Annotated in this window: 15 protein-coding genes, 1 tRNA gene and 1 pseudogene; 10 read left to right on the top strand and 7 right to left on the bottom strand. The window is 62.5% G+C overall.

Annotation, left to right across the window (positions count from 1 at the left end; genetic code table 11):
- Together PLJ71_07820 and PLJ71_07815 are read right to left on the bottom strand one after the other, a co-directional pair.
- On the bottom strand, window positions 1-321 hold a 321-nt coding region (locus PLJ71_07820; protein HQM48581.1), incomplete at its 3' end, for a hypothetical protein.
- Window positions 322-816: 495 nt separating this feature from the next.
- Window positions 817-2109, bottom strand: coding sequence for an ADP-ribosylglycohydrolase family protein (locus PLJ71_07815; protein ID HQM48580.1), 1293 nt, complete (start codon window positions 2107-2109; stop codon window positions 817-819).
- A gap of 421 nt (window positions 2110-2530) precedes the next feature.
- Between PLJ71_07815 and PLJ71_07810 the strand changes: the two genes are divergently transcribed.
- On the top strand, window positions 2531-3238 hold the full coding sequence (locus PLJ71_07810; GenBank protein HQM48579.1) for a metallophosphoesterase: 708 nt from the start codon (window positions 2531-2533) through the stop codon (window positions 3236-3238).
- A 40-nt stretch (window positions 3239-3278) separates the two neighbouring features.
- On the opposite strand, the gene PLJ71_07805 is transcribed toward PLJ71_07810, so the two are convergent.
- Both PLJ71_07805 and PLJ71_07800 read right to left on the bottom strand, forming a co-directional pair.
- Entirely contained in the window at window positions 3279-4697 is a 1419-nt protein-coding gene (locus PLJ71_07805) for a FapA family protein (protein ID HQM48578.1), read from the bottom strand.
- Window positions 4698-5166: 469 nt separating this feature from the next.
- Entirely contained in the window at window positions 5167-5811 is a 645-nt protein-coding gene (locus PLJ71_07800; protein ID HQM48577.1) for a tyrosine-protein phosphatase, read from the bottom strand.
- 227 nt (window positions 5812-6038) lie between these two features.
- On the opposite strand from PLJ71_07800, the gene PLJ71_07795 reads away from it, so the two are divergent.
- From PLJ71_07795 to PLJ71_07775, 5 genes and pseudogenes are all read left to right on the top strand, one after another.
- Entirely contained in the window at window positions 6039-8390 is a 2352-nt protein-coding gene (locus PLJ71_07795; GenBank protein ID HQM48576.1) for a PIG-L family deacetylase, read from the top strand.
- 66 nt (window positions 8391-8456) lie between these two features.
- Entirely contained in the window at window positions 8457-9263 is an 807-nt protein-coding gene (locus PLJ71_07790) for a PIG-L family deacetylase (GenBank protein HQM48575.1), read from the top strand.
- A gap of 98 nt (window positions 9264-9361) precedes the next feature.
- Entirely contained in the window at window positions 9362-10615 is a 1254-nt protein-coding gene (locus PLJ71_07785) for an MFS transporter (GenBank protein ID HQM48574.1), read from the top strand.
- A gap of 157 nt (window positions 10616-10772) precedes the next feature.
- Window positions 10773-11219: pseudogene (locus PLJ71_07780) on the top strand (GxxExxY protein).
- Window positions 11220-11306: 87 nt separating this feature from the next.
- Window positions 11307-12902 (top strand): glycosyltransferase family 39 protein, encoded by a 1596-nt coding sequence (locus tag PLJ71_07775; GenBank protein HQM48573.1) that lies wholly within the window; start codon window positions 11307-11309, stop codon window positions 12900-12902.
- Window positions 12903-13033: 131 nt separating this feature from the next.
- Here PLJ71_07775 and PLJ71_07770 read toward each other — a convergent pair whose 3' ends face one another.
- Window positions 13034-14038 (bottom strand): aspartate-semialdehyde dehydrogenase, encoded by a 1005-nt coding sequence (locus PLJ71_07770; GenBank protein HQM48572.1) that lies wholly within the window; start codon window positions 14036-14038, stop codon window positions 13034-13036.
- A gap of 236 nt (window positions 14039-14274) precedes the next feature.
- On the bottom strand, window positions 14275-14595 hold the full coding sequence (gene trxA / locus PLJ71_07765) for a thioredoxin (protein ID HQM48571.1): 321 nt from the start codon (window positions 14593-14595) through the stop codon (window positions 14275-14277).
- 289 nt (window positions 14596-14884) lie between these two features.
- Between trxA and PLJ71_07760 the strand changes: the two genes are divergently transcribed.
- The 4 genes from PLJ71_07760 to PLJ71_07745 all read left to right on the top strand — a co-directional run bounded on the left by PLJ71_07760 (window position 14885) and on the right by PLJ71_07745 (window position 18256).
- A tRNA-Ser gene (locus tag PLJ71_07760) sits at window positions 14885-14977 on the top strand.
- Between the two features lie 38 nt (window positions 14978-15015).
- Entirely contained in the window at window positions 15016-16125 is a 1110-nt protein-coding gene (locus PLJ71_07755) for a glycosyltransferase family 9 protein (protein ID HQM48570.1), read from the top strand.
- Between the two features lie 147 nt (window positions 16126-16272).
- Window positions 16273-17169 (top strand): homocysteine S-methyltransferase family protein, encoded by an 897-nt coding sequence (locus tag PLJ71_07750; GenBank protein HQM48569.1) that lies wholly within the window; start codon window positions 16273-16275, stop codon window positions 17167-17169.
- Between the two features lie 4 nt (window positions 17170-17173).
- On the top strand, window positions 17174-18256 hold the full coding sequence (locus PLJ71_07745; GenBank protein HQM48568.1) for a sialidase family protein: 1083 nt from the start codon (window positions 17174-17176) through the stop codon (window positions 18254-18256).
- Window positions 18257-18271: 15 nt separating this feature from the next.
- Here the strand turns inward: PLJ71_07745 and PLJ71_07740 are convergent, their stop codons facing one another.
- On the bottom strand, window positions 18272-18616 hold the full coding sequence (locus PLJ71_07740) for a ferredoxin family protein (protein HQM48567.1): 345 nt from the start codon (window positions 18614-18616) through the stop codon (window positions 18272-18274).
- Window positions 18617-18941: the final 325 nt, after the last annotated feature.

The following is an 18941-nucleotide window of genomic DNA, read 5'->3' as shown; positions in this document are numbered from 1 at the left end:
GCTCTCGGCCTGAAAGATCTTCTCGTTGTTTTCGAGGGCCATGTTGACGCAGTCCTGCACGGTAAGCCTTAACACCTCGCCCCCGGCGGGCCGTTCAGCCAGTTCAGCGTGCTTCGCCAGGTAGTCCTCGATGGCGTTCATCGTTTCCTGCATGGGAGCTGCGTTGATCAAAACATCTACGCCACGAAACTCCTCCTGGGGAGCCGCGCCCGGCTCCGCGGACAGAGGAGGCTCGGGACTCGGCAAGGGGCCGGGCTCCGTGGCGGCGAAAGCGAAGCTGCAACAAAGCAGGCACATTATGGAAGCGTACTTGAGCGTCATGACTGACTCCATCCCCATGGTTTACTCGCAACATTCCCGGCGCGAATCACGTGCTCCGAGAGAGCGTTCGGAAAAACCCTTGTAACAGAAAAACATCATACGCGCGGGCAAGGCAATGGTCAACAAAACGAATATGTCCAAAGCGAATATATCCAATCCCCGGAAGCACTGCCAAGCCCGGTTATCGCGCCACGCACCCCCGTGTGACCACGTTGCCAAGCCTTCTTCAGCGCCAACGGCGCGTCACATACCAGCCTGGCCTGAAGGGCCAGGGGATATGGTTTAAAACAAAAAAGAGGGCTGAAGGCCCGAAACATCGACCCCAGACCTTCAGCCTGGACTGCCATGTTTCGCGCCGTTGGCGCTGTAACGCATAACGCACGCGCCGGTCTTATCTCACCCGATGGGCGTCTCGAAATCCGGGCCTGCGTCCCGAATGCCAAAGCGCTTCTGTTGCCCTGCTCCACACTATCCGGCGGTTAGCCATGCATGGTCTCAGGGCTCAGGCGTGACGCGAACCGCCTCGAATCTCCGGACAATATCCGAATTCCGAAACTCGGCAGCGTTCCTGAGGTAGGCATGCGTCCGGTTTCGGAACGGTTTCCACCAGTGCTCGGGGACGCGGCCAATACCCAGCACCGCTCCGAGCAGGGAACCGCCTGTTGCGGCGGTGCAGTCGTTGTCGAGGCCCATGGCCACGGTCGTGCCGATGGTGCGGGTAAAATCGCCGCCGCCGAGGGCGAGTCCGAACACCGTAAGACACGCGTTGTTGTTGGTATGAACGGCGTGCATCCCCTGAAACCGCCCGTCGACAAGAGCACGGGCTTCCTGCCAGCCCGAAAGCGACTTGGTTTTCCCGAGGGCCCATCGGATGTCTTTGGCGAGGCGGCATTCGGCGGGGATCTCCGTAAGACCTATACCGACGGCATCCAGCGGGTCCTCAAGCACGAACGCTGCCGAGATGGCCGCGGCGAAAAACATCGCGCCATAGACGCCGTTGCGCCGGTGGGAAAGGTACGCGTCGCGGTAGGCCATTTCGGCGGCTCTTTCGGGCCAACCGGGGGCGGCATAGGCCCACGGGTCACACCGAATATCAGCGCCAATCCATTCGAGATAAGGATTATCGATGACGCCGGCGCGCCTGGCCGGCACGCCGCGTTTCAGATTCTCGAGCGCGACGTGTTCGGCCGTACAGGCGATGGGGAGGTACTCGACCCAGGCCTTGCCGACATCCTCCGTCGTGAACTCGGAACCGTAAGTCTCGAGGATCAGCAGCCCCAGAAGCGTGTAGCCGAGGTCGTCGTCGGCCGGGATGCCGCACATATGCCCCTTAAGAAAGTCCCTCACCCGCGAGACGCCATAACAGGGCCGCTCCGGTTCCGGATGGCCGGGCCAATAATCCTCGGGAGGAAACGGCACACCGCACCTCTTGGCGAGTTGTTCCATGGCCTCTATCGACCAATTCTCGACCGGGGCGCCAAGGGTGCAGCCCGCGGCACGCCCCAGCCACGCGCCTTTGAGACGCCGCCGGTACTCGGCGCCTGCAAGTGTCTTCGCCATGATGCGCGGACCCGCGGGGCGCAATGCGCGGAGCCTCTTGAGGTCATCGGGTTCCGCGGCTTTCAGAGAGCGGTCTCCGGGCAGGCGCGCCAACTCCCGGCGCGCCCGTTTCAGCTCGCGCCGCAACCGGCCAAGAATCGGCGCGGTCATGCCGCCTTGTTCGCGGCACAGGTCCCCCCACGCATGCACTTCGCGCGCCAGTTCTTCAATATCGGGGAAACAGGGCATGACGGCCACTCCTCGCGCTCATGGGTTGTGAAGATGGCATGAGTATGCACCAGATACGAGGCCGGGGCCAATCCGCGGGCTCGCACCGCTCCGGCCTGTCAAACGGACCCGATGGATGCTCCAGCGTTCGCTCACTCTTCCCAAACTCCGGTCACGCACGGAGCATGAGAAGCCAGCGCCTCCGAGTGACGGCAAACGGCCCTGTCTCTCCACCGCCATGGATTTTATTGTCTGCATGAGCCGATTTGCCTGTTTGGGCCTTTTCAGGGTATAAATAAGCGACCGGGAACATCTGATCCCATCGGGAACCGATCATCTCGGAGCGCGGGCCTGCGCTCGGGGGTTAGTAACACCCGCAACGTCAACCAGAGCCTTCACAGAAGCCCTCTGTTTGCATTGCGATAGGAATGTAAGAAATTGTATGGCAAGAGTTTGCGTTGTTTCTGATCTTCACCTCTTTTGCAGACGGTCTGAGGCGCACCTGCACGCCCGCGCTCTCGAACAGGCCATCTCGGAGTCCGACACGTGTATCTTGAATGGTGATATCGTCGACTTTCGATGGAGCGTGTTCGAATCCATGGAACGCACGGTCCGTGAGGCCATTGCCTGGCTGGGCACCCTTGTCGCGCGTCATCCCCACTGCCATTTCCACTATATTTTCGGCAACCACGACAGCGTCAGGCCTTTTATCGACAGGCTGGAGGCTTTCGCGGCCAGCACCCCAAACCTCAGTTGCCACCATGACCTGTTTCGCTTGAATGCCGCGGTGTTCCTTCATGGTGATGTGGCGGACCGCAAGATGACCCGGGCGGAATTCGAGGCCGCGAGGCGGGTATGGCATTTCGATCGCAAACGCGGCAGGCTGGTGAACCGGATCTACGACCTGGCGTTCTGGCTGGGAGCCCACCGCACGGTCCCCCGCATTGTCTTTCCTCGGAAGGCCGTGGCGGAACGGTTGCTCCATTACCTCGACGATGTCGGGCACGGCCGGGATTCCGGCGTCACGGACGTCTACTACGGCCATACCCATGTCGCCGTGCGCGGATTCCACTACGAAGGCATGTTTTTCCACAACGGCGGCGCAGCCATGCGCCGAGTGGGGTTCTCCATCCTGCGCGCAACGGTATAGCGCGCTGCGACGCCATCGTCCGCCCGGCGCTGCCCCGGCATCACCCCTCGGTCCCTCTCCGAAGCCGGACTTTGCCGCCCGACAGGTGGGCGTGCACGGGCCCTTCGAAGCGTTCGCGCACATGGAGGTGTTCGTCGCCCAGGCCAAGATAGCTTTCCGGATAGACGACCTTGAGTATCTCAAGCCGGGCGCGGGTGTCGCACTGTGACTGCAGCTTGAGTCCCTCGGCTTCGGCCGTCAGCGCCTGGATCTGCCGGTCGAGCGCCTCCACTTCTTCCGCCAAGCTGGGAGTATCCTCGCGTTGCATGTCTTCCGGGCGCGGTATTGGCAGCCGCTTGGGTCTTGAGGCGAGCTGCAGCTTCAACTGCAGCCGCTCGCGTTGGGCAAACAAGCCGTCAATTTCCGCACGAAGAATGTGGAGCTTGTCGTCGAGCCGGAAATCGCGGCCCGCCGTGACCACGGTAGGCACCAGTGCCTCGCTGCCCACCTGGCCCACCAGGAATCCCGCCCGCGCCACGGTTTCCCCCCCAACGATGCGGCCATTTGGAATCGAGATGGAACCCATGGATTTGACGCGCGATTGAACTATCTCACGGTCGATCAGGATGTCGTGCCCCGCTTCCACTTCGGAATCGATGACAAACTTCGCCTGGACACGCCCCTCGACAAGAATCTTGTCTATTCCGCGGCCCATGATCCCGCCGCGAACGACAAGGTTTCCTCCGGCCTCGACATCGGCCTGTTCGATAATCCCTTCCACCTCTATATCGCCGGTCGCGCGTACCACGCTGCGGGGACCGACGTCCCCTTCAACAATCACCGTGCCCAAGTGGTCAATGTCGCCTGACTTGAGACCGACGCCGCCCCGCACCACGAGTACTTCGTCAACTGAGAGCGATTTTCTGTCCCACTGAATGCGGCCATCGCGCGACGCGTAATACTCATCACCTTCCTGGCGGACGTTGCGCCCCGCACGAAGGTGCGTCGAGCGGCCTTTCTTTCCCGCGACGCGGTTGCCGAATACGTCGATGCCGTCCTCGCCGGGCTGGGGAGCATGCACGGTCGCCAGACGCTGGTCCGCGTGAACACTGCGCTCAGCAGCCGGCTTCCGGTAGTTCAGCGCCCCCGTCTCCTCGTCCACGACGAAGCCCGACTTGAAAAAGTCTCCGGCCCACTCGATGTAGCCGTCCACGGGGGCCTCGGGCCGTTTTCCTTCGGCAATGAGCACGCCATGAATCGCGTTTTCTTCGGCGGCCGCCTTGCGAATCTTCTCATCGATGCCTTCGTTTATCAGGTGCGGCGCTATTTCGCGTGCGGCAAGTTCATCGTGCACCCATGCGATAAAGGCATCAAGATCCGAGGGCATGCTGGTACTGTTCACGAATACGGCCATGCGATCGCGGCTGACGCGAATATCGGCATCTGGAAACGGCGCATTTCCAGCAACGCTATTGGTCATGTCGCCCTCTCTATCATGATCATGATCATGCGCAATCCCTGTATGCCCGCCCTGCGAACGCGCCCGGTATCCCCCTGCGTTGCGGCGTACATACACACGGGGCCCAGAACCAAGGGTTCTGAGCCCCGCATCAAGAGAAGCTAGTAGACTCGTTGCCTGCTATCGCCGGCACCTCCACGTAAGATCCTCTACTTTCATCGTGTATGGATCCATCTCATGGAGACGAGCCGCGGCGTAGCAGGCGTGCCTACTAGCGCCGGGTTTGCCCGGACTTCCCATCGATGGACCACCTCCTTTCCACCTCGTGAAGTACCCCGCGCGCCCCTTATCGGGCCGCATCGCCAACACAAGGATTTGTCGCATTCACTATAAACACATTTCCCAACATAAGGCAAGGAGTTTTCGCGGCCGGGCCCAAAACCGGAACCGCATTTCTCGGTGCTCCCCATCCGCAAGAACACCGAAGATGCTAGCGAGGGGCTCGCCGCTTTGAGCGCATTGCCGAAACCGCCGGGGGACTCTCGGCCGTGGCTGCCGGATCGTCAAACCCGTGGGCTGCGTACTGGGCGGGGTATTCGTCGAAAACCCATTGTTCAAAGGAGGCGTTGCCCTGTGCATAAAGGCCGCTTTCCTCGTACAGGCCGAGAAGTTGCCCGATGGGCGCATCGTCGAAGAAGAGGCCGAATTCTTCGCGCGCCTCCTCGACGGACTCGCCCTCCAACAAGCGGTAGCAGGCGGCGGCCACGGCGGCGCGGTGCGTGCCGCCCTGGCAATGCACGAGAAAAGGTCCTTCCGCCTCCGCAAGGATACCCACGAAAGCCTGAAGGGATTCGGGCTCGGGCGGGCGTTTCATAGTCCAGTCGAGGTCGTAATGAGCGACGCCCCGTTCCGCGCAGACGGCGATCTCACGGCGGTACCAGGCCTCGTCAGGCGATTCTCCGCGCAGGTTCACGACGGTCTTGATCCCGTACCACCGGAGCGTGATGTCCAGGAGCGTGGCATCCATCTGCCCGGACCGGTAATAGGCGCCAGGGTCGACTTCACGGAAGTTGGCGGTGACCCGGGCGCAGCCCCCCGAGAAGACGGCGGCGACAAACAGCAGAACTGCCAGCACCGCGGACCGTGTACCCCAAAACGCCGAGGCCCGAAGAGGGAGCGAACAACAAAGCGCGCCGTAAACTCCCTCGGGACAAGCCATGCGGCTCTGCTGAGCTAGACCTCGGGTCAGGCCCCGTTCTTCGCCCCAATCAGGCGCATGGCGCAGGTGTGGACATCCAGGGTGCATTTCAGCGAGAATCTTTTCATATTTCCCTTGTTCACATGGAAGGTACGGGACTTGTCATGAAAAAAGCAAGCTTTCTGCTCCTGTTCGCCGCGATGGTCGCATGCGCGGGGACGAGTCGCGCCCAGGCCGGCCCGGACGGCGCGTTCCAACAAGCCTTGCGCGATGTGGGCACCGATCTGCGGTTGATGTGCCTGGCCGCCCATCCGGACGACGAGGACGGCGCGACGCTGGCCAAGTACCGCAAACAGTTCGGCATCGAGACCTGCGCGGTCATCGGCACGCGCGGCGAAGGAGGCCAGAACGAGGCCGGCCCCGAGCTGTACAACGAGTTGGGCGTGTTGCGGACCCTCGAACAGCTCGCCTCGGCGGACGTGCTCGGCGCGCGCGTCTCGTTCCTCGACTTACCCGAGTTTGGCTACTCGAAGAGCCGCGAGGAAACCTTCGAGAAATGGGGCCGCCAGGAAACCGTCCGGCGGGTGGTGCGCGCCATCCGCGAGATGCGCCCCGACGTTATCATCACGCACCATGATCCCGAGACCGGCCACGGCCATCACCAGGCGCTCGGCGCGGCCGTACTCGAAGCGTTCGACGCAGCCGGCAATCCCGCCGCGTTTCCGGAACTGGCGGGGGAGGGCCTTGAACCGTGGCAGCCCCGAGCTCTCTACGTCCGCGCCTGGGAGAAGCCCCAGAACCCCGCCGCCGTCGAAGTGGACATCAATCAGGTAGACCCCGCCGAGGGCGTTTCGTATGCGGAGATTGCCGCGCGAGCCCTGGAGAGACATTCGTCGCAGGGCATGCAGTTCTTCATCGAGAGGCTGCGTTCAGGCGAAACGAAGGCGTGGTACGTGCCGGTCAAGACAGCCCCCGCGCCCCAGGACCAGGCGGCCGGCGCACTACCGCCTCCCGAAGGGGCGGCGCTGTTCAACGGCCTCAGCGACCGCGTGTCGCAAGAGGACCGCGCGCTCGCACGGGCTTCGGGCACGCCCGAGCAGCTCAAACCGCGATTGCTGGCAGCGGTCGCGGCCATCGACCCGGCCGGCCCGCTTGCCGGGCACAGGTTGCGCCGGCTAACCGAGGCGGCCGCGCTTGCGATGGGTCTCACCATGGACGTCACGGTGAGCGATCCGGAACTCATCCCCGGCCAGGAGGGGCAGGTCGCGGTAGTGCTGCACGACGCGGGCGCCCCGGATTGCCAGACCGCGGATTGCACCCTCAACACGACGGCTTGGGCGGAGATGCAGTCCTACGAACCCGTGCATGCCGGTTTTGCCGATGGCAAGGCGTCCGTGGCGCTGCCTCTTGCCGTGCCGCAGGGGCATCCCGCGACCGTGCCGCACGCGGAGCACTTGTTCGACGCAACGTTCATGGAACCCCAGGCGGAAGTGACGGCGCGGGTAACGTGCGGCGGGCAGGAATTGACTCTTCGTGAACCCGTGCGTTTCGATATCGCCCCGCCGGTAACCATCGATTTCCCCGGCGAACCTGTCGTGGCGTTCGTGGGGCGGGATACCGTCGTGCCGTTCAAGATGCGGGCCACGAACCACTCGCCGGGACCCTGCAAGACCATGATCGTCATCTCGCCTTCGTCGGCATTCAAAGCACTGAACGAGTGGGAAAAACGGAGCATCCCCCTCGAATTCGCCAGGGAAGGTGACGTGCAGGTGGTCGACCTGCCCCTCGAACTGCACGGGGAAATCGGCGAGCGCGAAGTGTTCGTGACCGCCATGCCCGAGGGGTCGGACTACGTATTTCACGGCAAGGGCCAGCTCGTGCAGGCAACGGTCCCCGAGGGGATCGAAGCCGGCGTGATCACCAGCTACGACACCGTCATCATGGATACCCTTGAGCGGATGCGCGTTCCGCACGAGGCTATCGCAAACGGTGAAATCACCCCCGAGCGGCTCGGTCAATTCAATGTGGTACTCGTCGACATGCGCGCCTATCACGCACGCCCGGATCTCGTGGCCTGCAACCAGGTTCTTCTCGATTACGTCAAGCAGGGCGGCACAGCCATCGTGATGTATCAGAAAACCTTCGAGTGGAAACCCGAGTACGCCCCGTATCCAATCCACGTGTCGCAAAACCGGGTAAGCGCGGAGGACGCGCCAGTCGAGCTGCTCCAGCCGCAACACCCGCTCTTCAACACGCCCAACAAGATCGTGCCCGAAGACTGGCTGGGCTGGGTCCAGGAACGTGGATTGTATATCCCGGACGCGTGGGACGAGCATTACACGCCACTCATCCGCACCAGTGACCCGGGTGAGGACATTCCACCGGGCAGTTGCCTGGTCTGCGATTATGGGGACGGCAAATACCTCTACACGTCGCTCGTATGGTACCGGCAACTGCGCGAGGCGCATCCCGGGGCCTTGCGGGTGTTCGCCAACATGCTGGCTCTGGGGAAGTGATTTGCGAATCGCGCGTTCGGCATACTGGATGCCTTTGAAGCGTTACAACCAAGAGAGGAAGCATTTATGTCCAAGCCTGTCGCATTTGCGGTAGCCGCACACCCGGACGACATCGAATTCATGATGGGGGGCACGCTCATGCTCCTCGGGAAAGCCGGATACGAGTTGCACTACATGAATGTGGCCAACGGCTCCATGGGCACGGCGACGTACTCGCGCGAGGAGATTATCGCCATGCGCACCGGCGAGGCCCAGCGCGCGGCAAAAACCCTCGGCGCGACGTTTCACGAGCCCCTCGTCGACGACCTCGACATCTACTACGACCGCGAGTTGCCGCAACGGCTGTGCGCCGTGATACGCGCCATCAAACCGAGGATCATGCTCGTGCAGCCGCCGCAGGACTACATGGAAGACCACACAAACGCCTGCCGCCTGGCCGTGTCCGCGGCGTTCTTCCGGGGCATGAGGAATTTCGTTACAAACCCGCCGCAACCGCCGATCGCGGACCCCGTGACGCTCTATCACGCATTGCCGTACGGCCTGCACGACCCGCTGCGCAGGCGCGTATGGCCCGGCCAGTATGTCGACATCACAACCGTGATCGACCGCAAGCGCGACGCCCTCGCATGCCACACCAGCCAGAAGGAATGGCTCGATGTGAGCCAAGGGATGGACAGCTATCTCATCACCATGGAAGTGATGTCGCGCGAAGTCGGAAGCATGTCCGGCCGGTTCGAGTATGCCGAGGGCTGGCGCCGCCACCTCCACCTGGGGTTCTGCGCGCCCGAAGACGACCCGTTGACCCAGGCCCTCGGCGACAAGGTCCTCGTGTCGCTGGCCTACGAAGAAGACCTCGAAAGAGGAAACCCATAGCGGCGCTTGTTCGTCGTCTGTCGGGGAGCGAGAACTTCATAGCCTTCTGACCTTAACCCGTTCGGTCCCGGACAGTCCTTCTGTTCTGGAGATATCGATTGCCTCGTTCACTGTACCTAAGGCTTTCGGCGATGATGTTCTTGCAGTACGCCATCCCGGCGTGCGTGAACCCGATTCTGAGCCTGTACCTGATGAACAACCTCGGGTTTTCGCCCAATCAGGCAGGGCAGGTGCTTGCCGTCGTCGCCATCGGGGCTATCGTGGCGCCATTCATGGCCGCCTATGTCGTCGATCGGTTCGTTCCCGCCCGCGTGATGCTCGCCGCATGCCACGGGCTGGCCGGAACAGTCATCGCCGCCTTCGCGATGTCCCGGTCCTTCTGGACGATCTACGTGCTGTTCTTCATCTACGGGTTGCTGTTTCTTCCCACCCACGGATTGTCGAACACGGTCGTGTTACACCGGGTCCGCGACGTCAAACGCGATTTCGGCGGCATTCGCATGTGGGGCACGGCAGGCTGGGTCTTCATCGCGTGGACTTTCGGCTTGTTCTGGCTCAAGGGCGCGCCTCCCGGCGAACCCGATCCGCGGCTGGCAGATGCCCTGCTTCTGTGCGCCCTGCTCCACTTCACGCTGGCGGCGTACAGCTGTTGCCTGCCGCGTGAGACGAAACATGCCGAGAACACGAAAACCCTCATCCCGTGGGAAGCCTTCCGCGTGTTCGCCCGACCCAGCGTAATTGTGCTCTCCGTCGCCACCTTGTTCACGAGCGCGATCCACCAGCACTACTACTTCGGCATGGGCCCGTTTCTCAAAAGCACCGGCACCCCCGAGAATCTAATCATGCCCCTCATGAGCATCGGACAAGCCGCCGAGGTGCTCATGCTCTGGCTCTTGGGACGCGTTCTGGCCCGCCTCGGCACGAAACGCGTGTTGATTATCGCCCTCGCGGCCCAGGCTTTGCGGTTCACTGTTTTCGGCATCGGTTCGCCGTTCCCGCTCGTAGTGGCGGTGATCGCGGCACACGGTTTCTGTTATGCGTTCTTCTTCACCGCGTCATACATCTACATCGACGAACACAGCACGCGCCAGGCCCGCGCCGGCGCACAGCAGTTGTTCACTATCCTCATCATGGGCATCGGCTACTTCCTGGGCCACGCCACCGCCGGCAAGCTGGGAGACTGGTTTCTCGATCCGGCAACGAACGCCATCAATTTCCACCAATTCTGGGCCGTGCCTGCCGCAAGCGCTGTGGCAATCGCCCTGTTCCTGCTCGTGGCATTCCGCGCGGAAGCGCCTCTGCCCCATCCCGCGCCTTCTCCCGAGGAAGTACCCGGCGCCGGCGCCGTGTGAGAACACAGACGGCCGGACCGCAAACGCCTGCGCCCGTCCAGTCGACGAGCTTCCGGCAGCGCATCCCCAATCGGACAGGAAAGCCTTTGCTGGAGAGATCTTATTGTCTCCATAAAGACAGGAACCAACTCACACGGAGACACAGGGAACACGAAGATTGAATCCTCCGAAACAGAATGAGACAGGAAGCATCATTGTGGATTGCGCCGTGGCGCTTCATCGAGAGACGGGTCCCGGGCTCTTGGAAACAGTGTACGAAGCGGTTTCTGCGCAGGATTTGGAGGCCCGGGGCCTGCGCGCGGCACCGCAGGTTCCCACCCCCATCGAGCTTCGCAGGCGCCGGTTCGACGAAGGGTTTCGTGCAGACCTCATCGTGGAGGACGCCGTTCTCGTGAAACTCAAATCCGTGGAGAAGGTCACAAAGGCGCACCACTAGGAGGTGTTGACCTATCCGCGGTTGACGGGTATCAGACTCGGCAATCTACCCGACTTCGGCGAGGCTTTGATGAGGGACGGCAATCCCCGCATCATAAACGGAGACGTCGAGCAGACTCCGCTTCGGTGCAGGCTCTATTTCCTCCGTGTCCGTTGTGCCTCTGTGTGAGTTTCCCCAATCGCCGTGTTATCCGGCGATTCGGGGCGCATATCCTCCGGTGCGTTTTGGGGGCCGGGTCGTGTACCATACAGCCTCATGCGGAAAGGCGTATCCATAATCGTTTCACGAAGAGCGGCGCCGTATTGGGCTGTGTTCGCGCTGGCGCTGGGGGTGCGCCTGGTCCATTTCTGGATCATGCGCGCCAATGACCCCCTGTTCGATGTGCTCCTGCGGGGGGGCGACAATTACGTCTACCATCGGTGGGCACTGGAAATCGCGCAGACGTTCTGGCTGGGATGGGACCGGCTCCCGTTTACGCAGGGACCTCTTTATCCCTATTTCCTTGGCATGGCCTTCCTCCGGTTCGGTTGCACATACGAAACAGCCTGCCTGGTCCAGCACGTTCTCGGGGCCTGCTCGTGCGTGCTGGTGTTCTCGTTGGCGCGGCGCGTCTTCGGATACCTCGAGGCATGGCTCGCGGCGTTGTTGGCCGTGTTCTGCCCGCTGTTCCTGCTGTTCGAGGGCGAGATTCTCGCGGAAACGCTGGTCGTGTTTGTCAATCTCGCCGCGTTGCGCCTTCTGTTGTGGGCGCACGACCGCCAGGCGGCCGGGAACGGGTCAACCGCCCCGAAACGCCCGCGGTGCTGGTGGCGGTTCCTGGCTGCGGGATTTGTATTGGGGCTATGCGTGGTCGCGCGTCCCAATGCGCTGCTGTTTGTCCCGGTCGCGGCATTCTGGCTCATGACCGCCTCGCCGGCATGGCGCAGCGGCGCTGCGGCGGCGTGCATGGCGCTCCTGGGCGCGGTTCTCGCGATCGCGCCCGCTACCGCGGCCAACTATTTCGGCGGCGGCGAGTTCGTCCTGGTCTCGAAGAACGGCTCGTGGAACCTCTATATCGGCAACGCGTACGATGCCAGCGGCACCTACGAGCGGCCGCATTCCATGTGGAAGGTGGTCCTCGACGAAAAGGCCAACGAGGCCGACGTCAACTGGACTCCGTACCTGGTGGCGTCCATCCGCGAACACCCTTCGTCGGTTCCGCGCTTGTTGTGGACCAAGACCAGGCTCTTCTGGCAAAGCGGCGAGGTGCCGCACGTCGAGAACTTCTATCTGAAACGGCAGTTCTCGCCCTTCCTCCGGATACCCTTGGCCTTCGGAGTGGTCGCCCCGCTGGGCCTTGTGGGCATCGTACTGACGTTTCTCGCCAAAGCCCACCGCCGCTGGCGCGACGGCGCGGTGCTGCTGGTGTTGTTTCTCGCGGTGTACTCGGCGAGCATCATTCTCGTGTTCGTGCTGTCGCGGCTCCGGCTTCCGGCCTTGGCCGTGCTGCTCGTGTTTGCGGCCGCGGCCCTGGCGGCGGCGTTCCGCGGCGCATGGGGCATGGTGCGCGCCCTGCGCAACGGCGACCGACGGGAAGCCCTGGCATTCGCCGTCGTGCCCGTCGTGATACTCGCCGCATGGGCCGCGCTGGGTTTCGCACTGATGAGCCGAGACGACCATCTCCTGATGCGATGGGCCGACTACTACAACATGGCCTCCGGCTACGAAATCAAGGGCCGCTACGCGGAAGCGCTGAAACAGTACGAAGCGGCCATCGCACGCGCGCCGCAGCTCGCGCCCAAGTTCGAAGAGTCCATGCAGAACTTGCGCGAAGCCATCGAACGCGAGGCGCAAAGAAAAGCATCCCCTTGACCATCCAGGTTTGCCCGCGGAATACTCATACGCATCATCGCGGGGAACTCCCCGGCCCCAAGCCCGGAAGACCACCGTTCTCCGCCGCAGGGGCGGATTGCCATACGCCTCTTACGGCGGCGCTGCGTCGCTTAGAGCAGCTCGGCTATCTGGACCGCGTTGTATGCCGCTCCCTTGAGGAGGTTATCCGAGACGATCCACATGTCCAGCGCGCTGGGATGGGAGATGTCTTCGCGGATCCGGCCGACGAACGTCTCGCCCTTGCCCGCCGCATGGATGGCCAGAGGATAGAGCTGCTTCGCGGGGTCGTCCTGCACAACCACACCCGGCGCCCTTGACAACAGCTCGCGCGCCTGCGAGACCGTGAGTTTCGAGACCGTCTCCACGTTGACGGATTCGCTGTGCCCCGTATCAACCGGCACGCGCACCGTTGTCGCGGTCACCCGGATGCTGTCATCCCCCAGGATCTTCTTGGTCTCGTTGACCATCTTCATCTCTTCGGTCGTGTAGCCGTTGTCCCCGAACGCCTTGCTCTGAGGAATCTGTGGGATGCAGTTGAACGCGATGGGGTGCGGGAAAACGTGGCACACCGGTTCCTCGCCCGCCAGGACTGCCCGGGTCTGAGCGTACAACTCGTCAACAGCCGCTTTCCCCGCCCCCGACACGGCCTGGTAGGTCGAGACCACCACCCGCGTAATCGTCGCCGCGTCATGGAGCGGTTTCAACACCACCACCATCTGGATGGTCGAACAATTCGGGTTGGCAATGATGCCCTCGTGCCATCCAACATCATCGGGATTCACTTCCGGCACGACCAGCGGCACCTTCGGGTCCATCCGCCACGCACTCGAATTGTCGATGACCACGCAACCGTCTTTCGCGGCAAACGGCGCGAAATGCTTGCTCGTGCCCCCGCCCGCGCTGAACAGGGCGATGTCCACCCCTTTGAACGAATCCTCGGTCAGCACCTGCACCGGGATCTCTTCGCCCTTGAACGTCACGGTCTTGCCCTTGGACCGCTCGGAAGCGAGCGGCTTCAACGATTTCACGGGGAAATCGCGTTCTTCGAGAACAAGCAGCATCTGCCTGCCGACCATGCCGGTTGCACCGGCTACGGCAACGACCTTCTGAGACATGTCAGCCAGACTCCTTCTGTTCCCGCCTGTTGGCGGGGTTGAGACTATGGGAAATTACGCTTCTAATTCTGCGAGCGTATGCGCACCCGCGCAAGAGCGGCGTATTGTAGCGAAAACCGATTGCACGATCACCAACGTCCGTAACGTTGCGGGCGGATGGCAACGCGATTCCGCACACCATCACGCACCCGCCGCACGACGGCCATTTCCTGTCAACCGGAAGAACGCGCGCCTTCTCAACCCAGGGCGCTGTCGATCGCTTTCGCCAAATCCGACTTCGAGGTTACCCCGATGAACTGACGGGCAACCTGGCCGTCCTTGAACACCACAAGCGTCGGAATGCTCGATACGTTGTACTTGGCAGCCAAGTCGCTCTCGTTGTCGACGTTCACTTTGGCGATGGTTGCCTTGTTGCTGTACTGGGCGGCGAGTTCCTCGATGGCCGGCGTCATCATGCGGCAGGGGCCGCACCACTCGGCCCAGAAGTCCACCAGCGTCACGCCGCTGCCGACCACAGTGTCGAAATTCTCTTTCGTAAGTTCCCGAGCGTTACCCATGCGTAAAGACCTCCTGGACTACAAGTACTAATCAGGCAAGGAATCTGGTTTCCGTTTTGCCGGGGCTGCATAAGCTCGTTAAGGTAAGGTCAACGCGCCCGAAAGTATTCCCGCCGGGCTGTTACCTTGGCGATGGTACCGGAATTATAGCCGCGAAACGCCCCCGCGCGCAAAAAACGCACCCCCATGCACCCAAAACCGCGTTGGCACAAGCTCTGAGCGCGCATCGTAAGCACGTGTGGCTGTTTGACTTTCGGCCCGCCAAGCCCCTACAATTCCATCATCGTGCGGAGAGGTGGCCGAGTGGTTGAAGGCGCACGCTTGGAAAGCGTGTGTACGCTCGCAAGGTGTACCGAGGGTTCGAATCCCTCCCTCTCCGCCATTTTCCAAGTATTTACAGAACCAATACAGGGGGACGGGATGCCCGCTTCCCGGCAGGGCATCGCATCCACCCCGTACAAGAGCAAGGAACGTGCACCCAATATGGTGGGCGGCAGCCCTCGTATCCTGATCATACGCCTGAGTGCCATCGGCGACGTTGTGCGCGTGCTCCCCGCGCTTCAGATTCTCCGCGACGCCCTGCCCGATGCCCATATCGACTGGGTCGTAGAGAAAAAAGCCGCTGATATCTGCATCGACCACCCTTCCCTGGATGGAACGATCGTGTTTGACCGGCCCGAAGGCGCGTGGAAGGCCGCAAAAGCGTTCCTGGCACTGTGCAACAACATACGCAACCGCCGCTATGACATCGTCATCGACTTCCACGGCATCCTCAAGAGCGGCCTCATCGCGTGGACGTCCCGCGCGCGGAAACGGTACGGCTTTGCCCGCCCTCGCAGCCAGGAACTCAGTTACCTCTTCACCAACCGCCGAACCAAGTTGCCGCCCCGCACCCTCAATCGCGTCGAAGAAAACGTGATCCTCTGCGAGGCGGTGGTGCCTTCGAGGGCCGGCTGGCCCGGAGCGACGATCGAAGTCCCGCCCGATGTACAGGACTCCGTCGACGAGTTCGTCGACAGCACCTTCGAGGCCGGAAAACGCCTGGTCGCCGTACACGCCCCGGTCGACCGCCGTGAGAAACGCTGGCCCCTGGACTATTTTGCGGAAGTATGCGACCTGCTCATCGCCGACGGCCGTTACGAGGTCATGTTGACTTGGGGACCCGGCCAACGGCACATCGCGCAGAAAGTGTTCGACCGCTGCCGCCGGAGCCCCGTCATTGCCCCCGAGACGCCCGACCTCAAGCATTACGCCTGGCTGATGAACCGCGCGGACCTGTATGTGGGCGGCGATACCGGCCCCATGCATATCGCGGCCGCCATGGGCACGCCCGTGGTCGCTATTTTCACGGGCACCAACGCCCTCCAGCATGCCCCCTACCAGAGCACGTGCGAGGTGCTCACGCCCGAGCGCGCCCGCGAGCTCGCCCCCGCCGAAGAAGCAGCAGAAACCACCCTCAGCCCCATCACCCCCACGATGGTGTATGATGCCTGCGTGCGAATCCTGGCGCCGAACAAGAAGACCGGGTGAGACGCTGGGCACCGGTACCGCCGGTTGTACCCGATGCCATGATCCATCTGGCAATTCCCCGGCGAGTCTGCGAGAATAACACCTGATTCGGTCGCCTCCAGGATGTGGGCTTAGAGCTGAGTGAAGCGAAAGGAAGCGAGGTCTCCCATGCAATTCGATCCAAACGTGAAACTCACCCGCCAGAATATCAAAGAGTTGCCGCCATTGTGCACCGATGGCGCCTGGGGCACTGAAATGGCCAAACGGGGCGGCGATCCCGGCTATATCTGCGACGTCTGGAACCTCGAACGGCCCGATGCCGTGTTCGCGGTCGCTAAAGACTACGTGGACGCCGGCGCCCAGGTCATCCTCACGAATACCTTCAACAGCAACCCGATAGCCCTGAATCGCCACCTGCTCGCGAACAAGGCCGCCGAATTGAACCGCCTCGGCGCCGAAATATCCAAGCGCGCCGCCAAAGGCAAAGCCTATGTCTTCGCATCGATTGGGCCCTGCGGCAAGATGGTCATGATGGGCGACATCGACCCGGCCGTGGTCGAGGAAGCCGCGGCTCGCCAGGCGCACGTACTCGAGGCCGGCGGGGCGGACGCCATCGTCATCGAAACCCAGAGCGACATTGTGGAAGCAGAAGCGATCCTCAAGGGCGCGCTCAGAGGCTGCAGTCTGCCCGTGGGCGTATCGTTTACATTCGATTCGGGCGAGAACAACGACAAGACCATGATGGGCGTGAGCATCGCACAGGCATACGCCATGGCCAAGGTTTCCGGGGCCAGTTTCGTCGGGGCTAACTGCGGCGCGGGCATTGAAACCTTCCCCAATATCGCGAGGCAGTACGCCGCGTGCGGCGCCGACCTTCCAATCTGGATCAAAGGCAACGCCGGCTTGCCCGAAACCGACGGGCTCGGAAACATGGTCTTTCGCGCCGGCCCGGAAATCTACGCACAGGCGGTGCCCGAACTTCTCGAAGCGGGCGCTCGTTTCATTGGCGGCTGTTGCGGCTCGACCCCGGACCACGTCCGCGCCATCGCCAAAGCCATGGCGTGATGCCATGCGTACATTTCTGAATCTGATGCTCGCGCTGATTGCCGCTGCCGCGGCGTCGCCGGTTTCAGCCGCACAGGCCACCCCGGCGGACGGCGTCCCCGCCGAGCAGGCCGCAGCCCGCATACTCGCCGTCAAAACCCTCTGCAAAGAGCCGGGCCGTTTCATCGGCTGGCCCTCGATCGCGCAGGCCCCGAACGGAGACCTGCTGGCCGTCTTCTCGGGCGACCGCAACGCCCATGTCTCCCCGGACGGCAAGGTCCAGCTGATCCGCAGCAGCGACGGAGGCGAGACGTGGAGCGCTCCCGTCACGGTCTTCGATACGCCCATTGACGATCGCGATTCCGGCATCATCCGCACCGCAAAAGGCACGATGCTCGTGAGCTGGTTCACGAATCCCGGCGGCGGCGAATGGCAGGGCCATTGGGTCATACGCTCCGAAGACAACGGCCATACCTGGGGCAACCCTGTCCGCACCGAGGTCACGACCCCGCATGGACCCATCCAACTCGCCGACGGACGCCTCCTGTTCGCCGGGCAGCGGCCCCACGAGTCCCATTCCAAGACGTTTGACGTGGCCATCCAGGAGTCCCTCGATGACGGCCGGTCCTGGCGCACCATCGGGACGTTCCCCGTCCCCGAGGGCGCGAGAATGCTCGAATACGACGAGTGCCACGTGGCCGAACACGCCAACGGAGGACTCATCATTCTTTTCCGGGACTGTTTTGAACCCCACCGCATCCGCCAGTCCGAAAGCGCGGACGGCGGCAAGACGTGGGCCGCGCCTCATGTGACCGAAATGCACGGGTATCCGCCCCACGTGCTCCGCCTGCGTGACAACCGGCTGCTGGCTGTATACGCCAAACGCTGGGAGCCCTTCGGGCAATACGCATGTTTCAGCCGCGACAATGGCGCGACGTGGGACGTGGCCCGCGAAGTCCGGCTGACGGCCGCGTGGGATAGCGATATCGGGTATCCGGCGTCAGTCCAGCTCGAGGACGGCTCAATCTGGACCGTCTGCTACCAGCCCGAGCGCCCCGGCGAAACGCCCTGTCTCGTGGGCACGCATTGGCGCCCGCTCGAGGAGTAGCGCCTGGGTTCTGGGCTACTCGCCACGTTCGGCAGGCGAGGGATCGAAGAATTCTCCCTTATGCTGGACGTCTTTGAACTGCTCTGCCGTGTCGAGCGGCGCCTGGCCCTGGGTGATTAGAGGCCACTTGGCCGCGTATTCAATGTTGAACTGGACGTAATCCTGATACTCTTCCGGCAAATCTTCCTCAGGATAGATGGCATGAACCGGGCATTCGTCTACGCACGCCCCGCAGTCAATGCACTCCTGAGGATCGATGACAAGCATGTTCGCGCCCTCGTGGAAGCAGTCCACCGGGCATACCGCCACGCAATCCGTGTACTTGCAGTTGATGCACGCCTCCGTCACCACATGCGTCATGGATAGGTCTCCTGTACATAACCGAGCGTATCGGGAAAAGGTAAAGCGTTTCGGGCTGTCCAGTGGTCGTGGACTATCCCGCGCCAATGATAACCGCGACCATACATGCCCTGTCAACCGAACGATCCCTGCAAAGCCCGGAAAAGCGCCGCGGACGGCCATGTGCGCGCCCTGCTCGACCATTTCCTCGCCGGGGGCATAGGGGGAACGTCTGACCCGCGCGCTACCGCCCGCTTCAAAACATTGCGGTTGCAAGAGTCGCATGTCCGGAGCCCCGAAGGGGCGGCAGAACGTAGCCCAGGGATATCGAGCCCCCTGCCTCCAG

This window comes from Candidatus Hydrogenedentota bacterium (assembly GCA_035416745.1).
GTDB lineage: Bacteria > Hydrogenedentota > Hydrogenedentia > Hydrogenedentales > SLHB01 > UBA2224.
The sequence above is the reverse complement of the archived record's forward strand: the minus strand, read 5'-3'. Positions and strand labels throughout refer to the sequence as shown.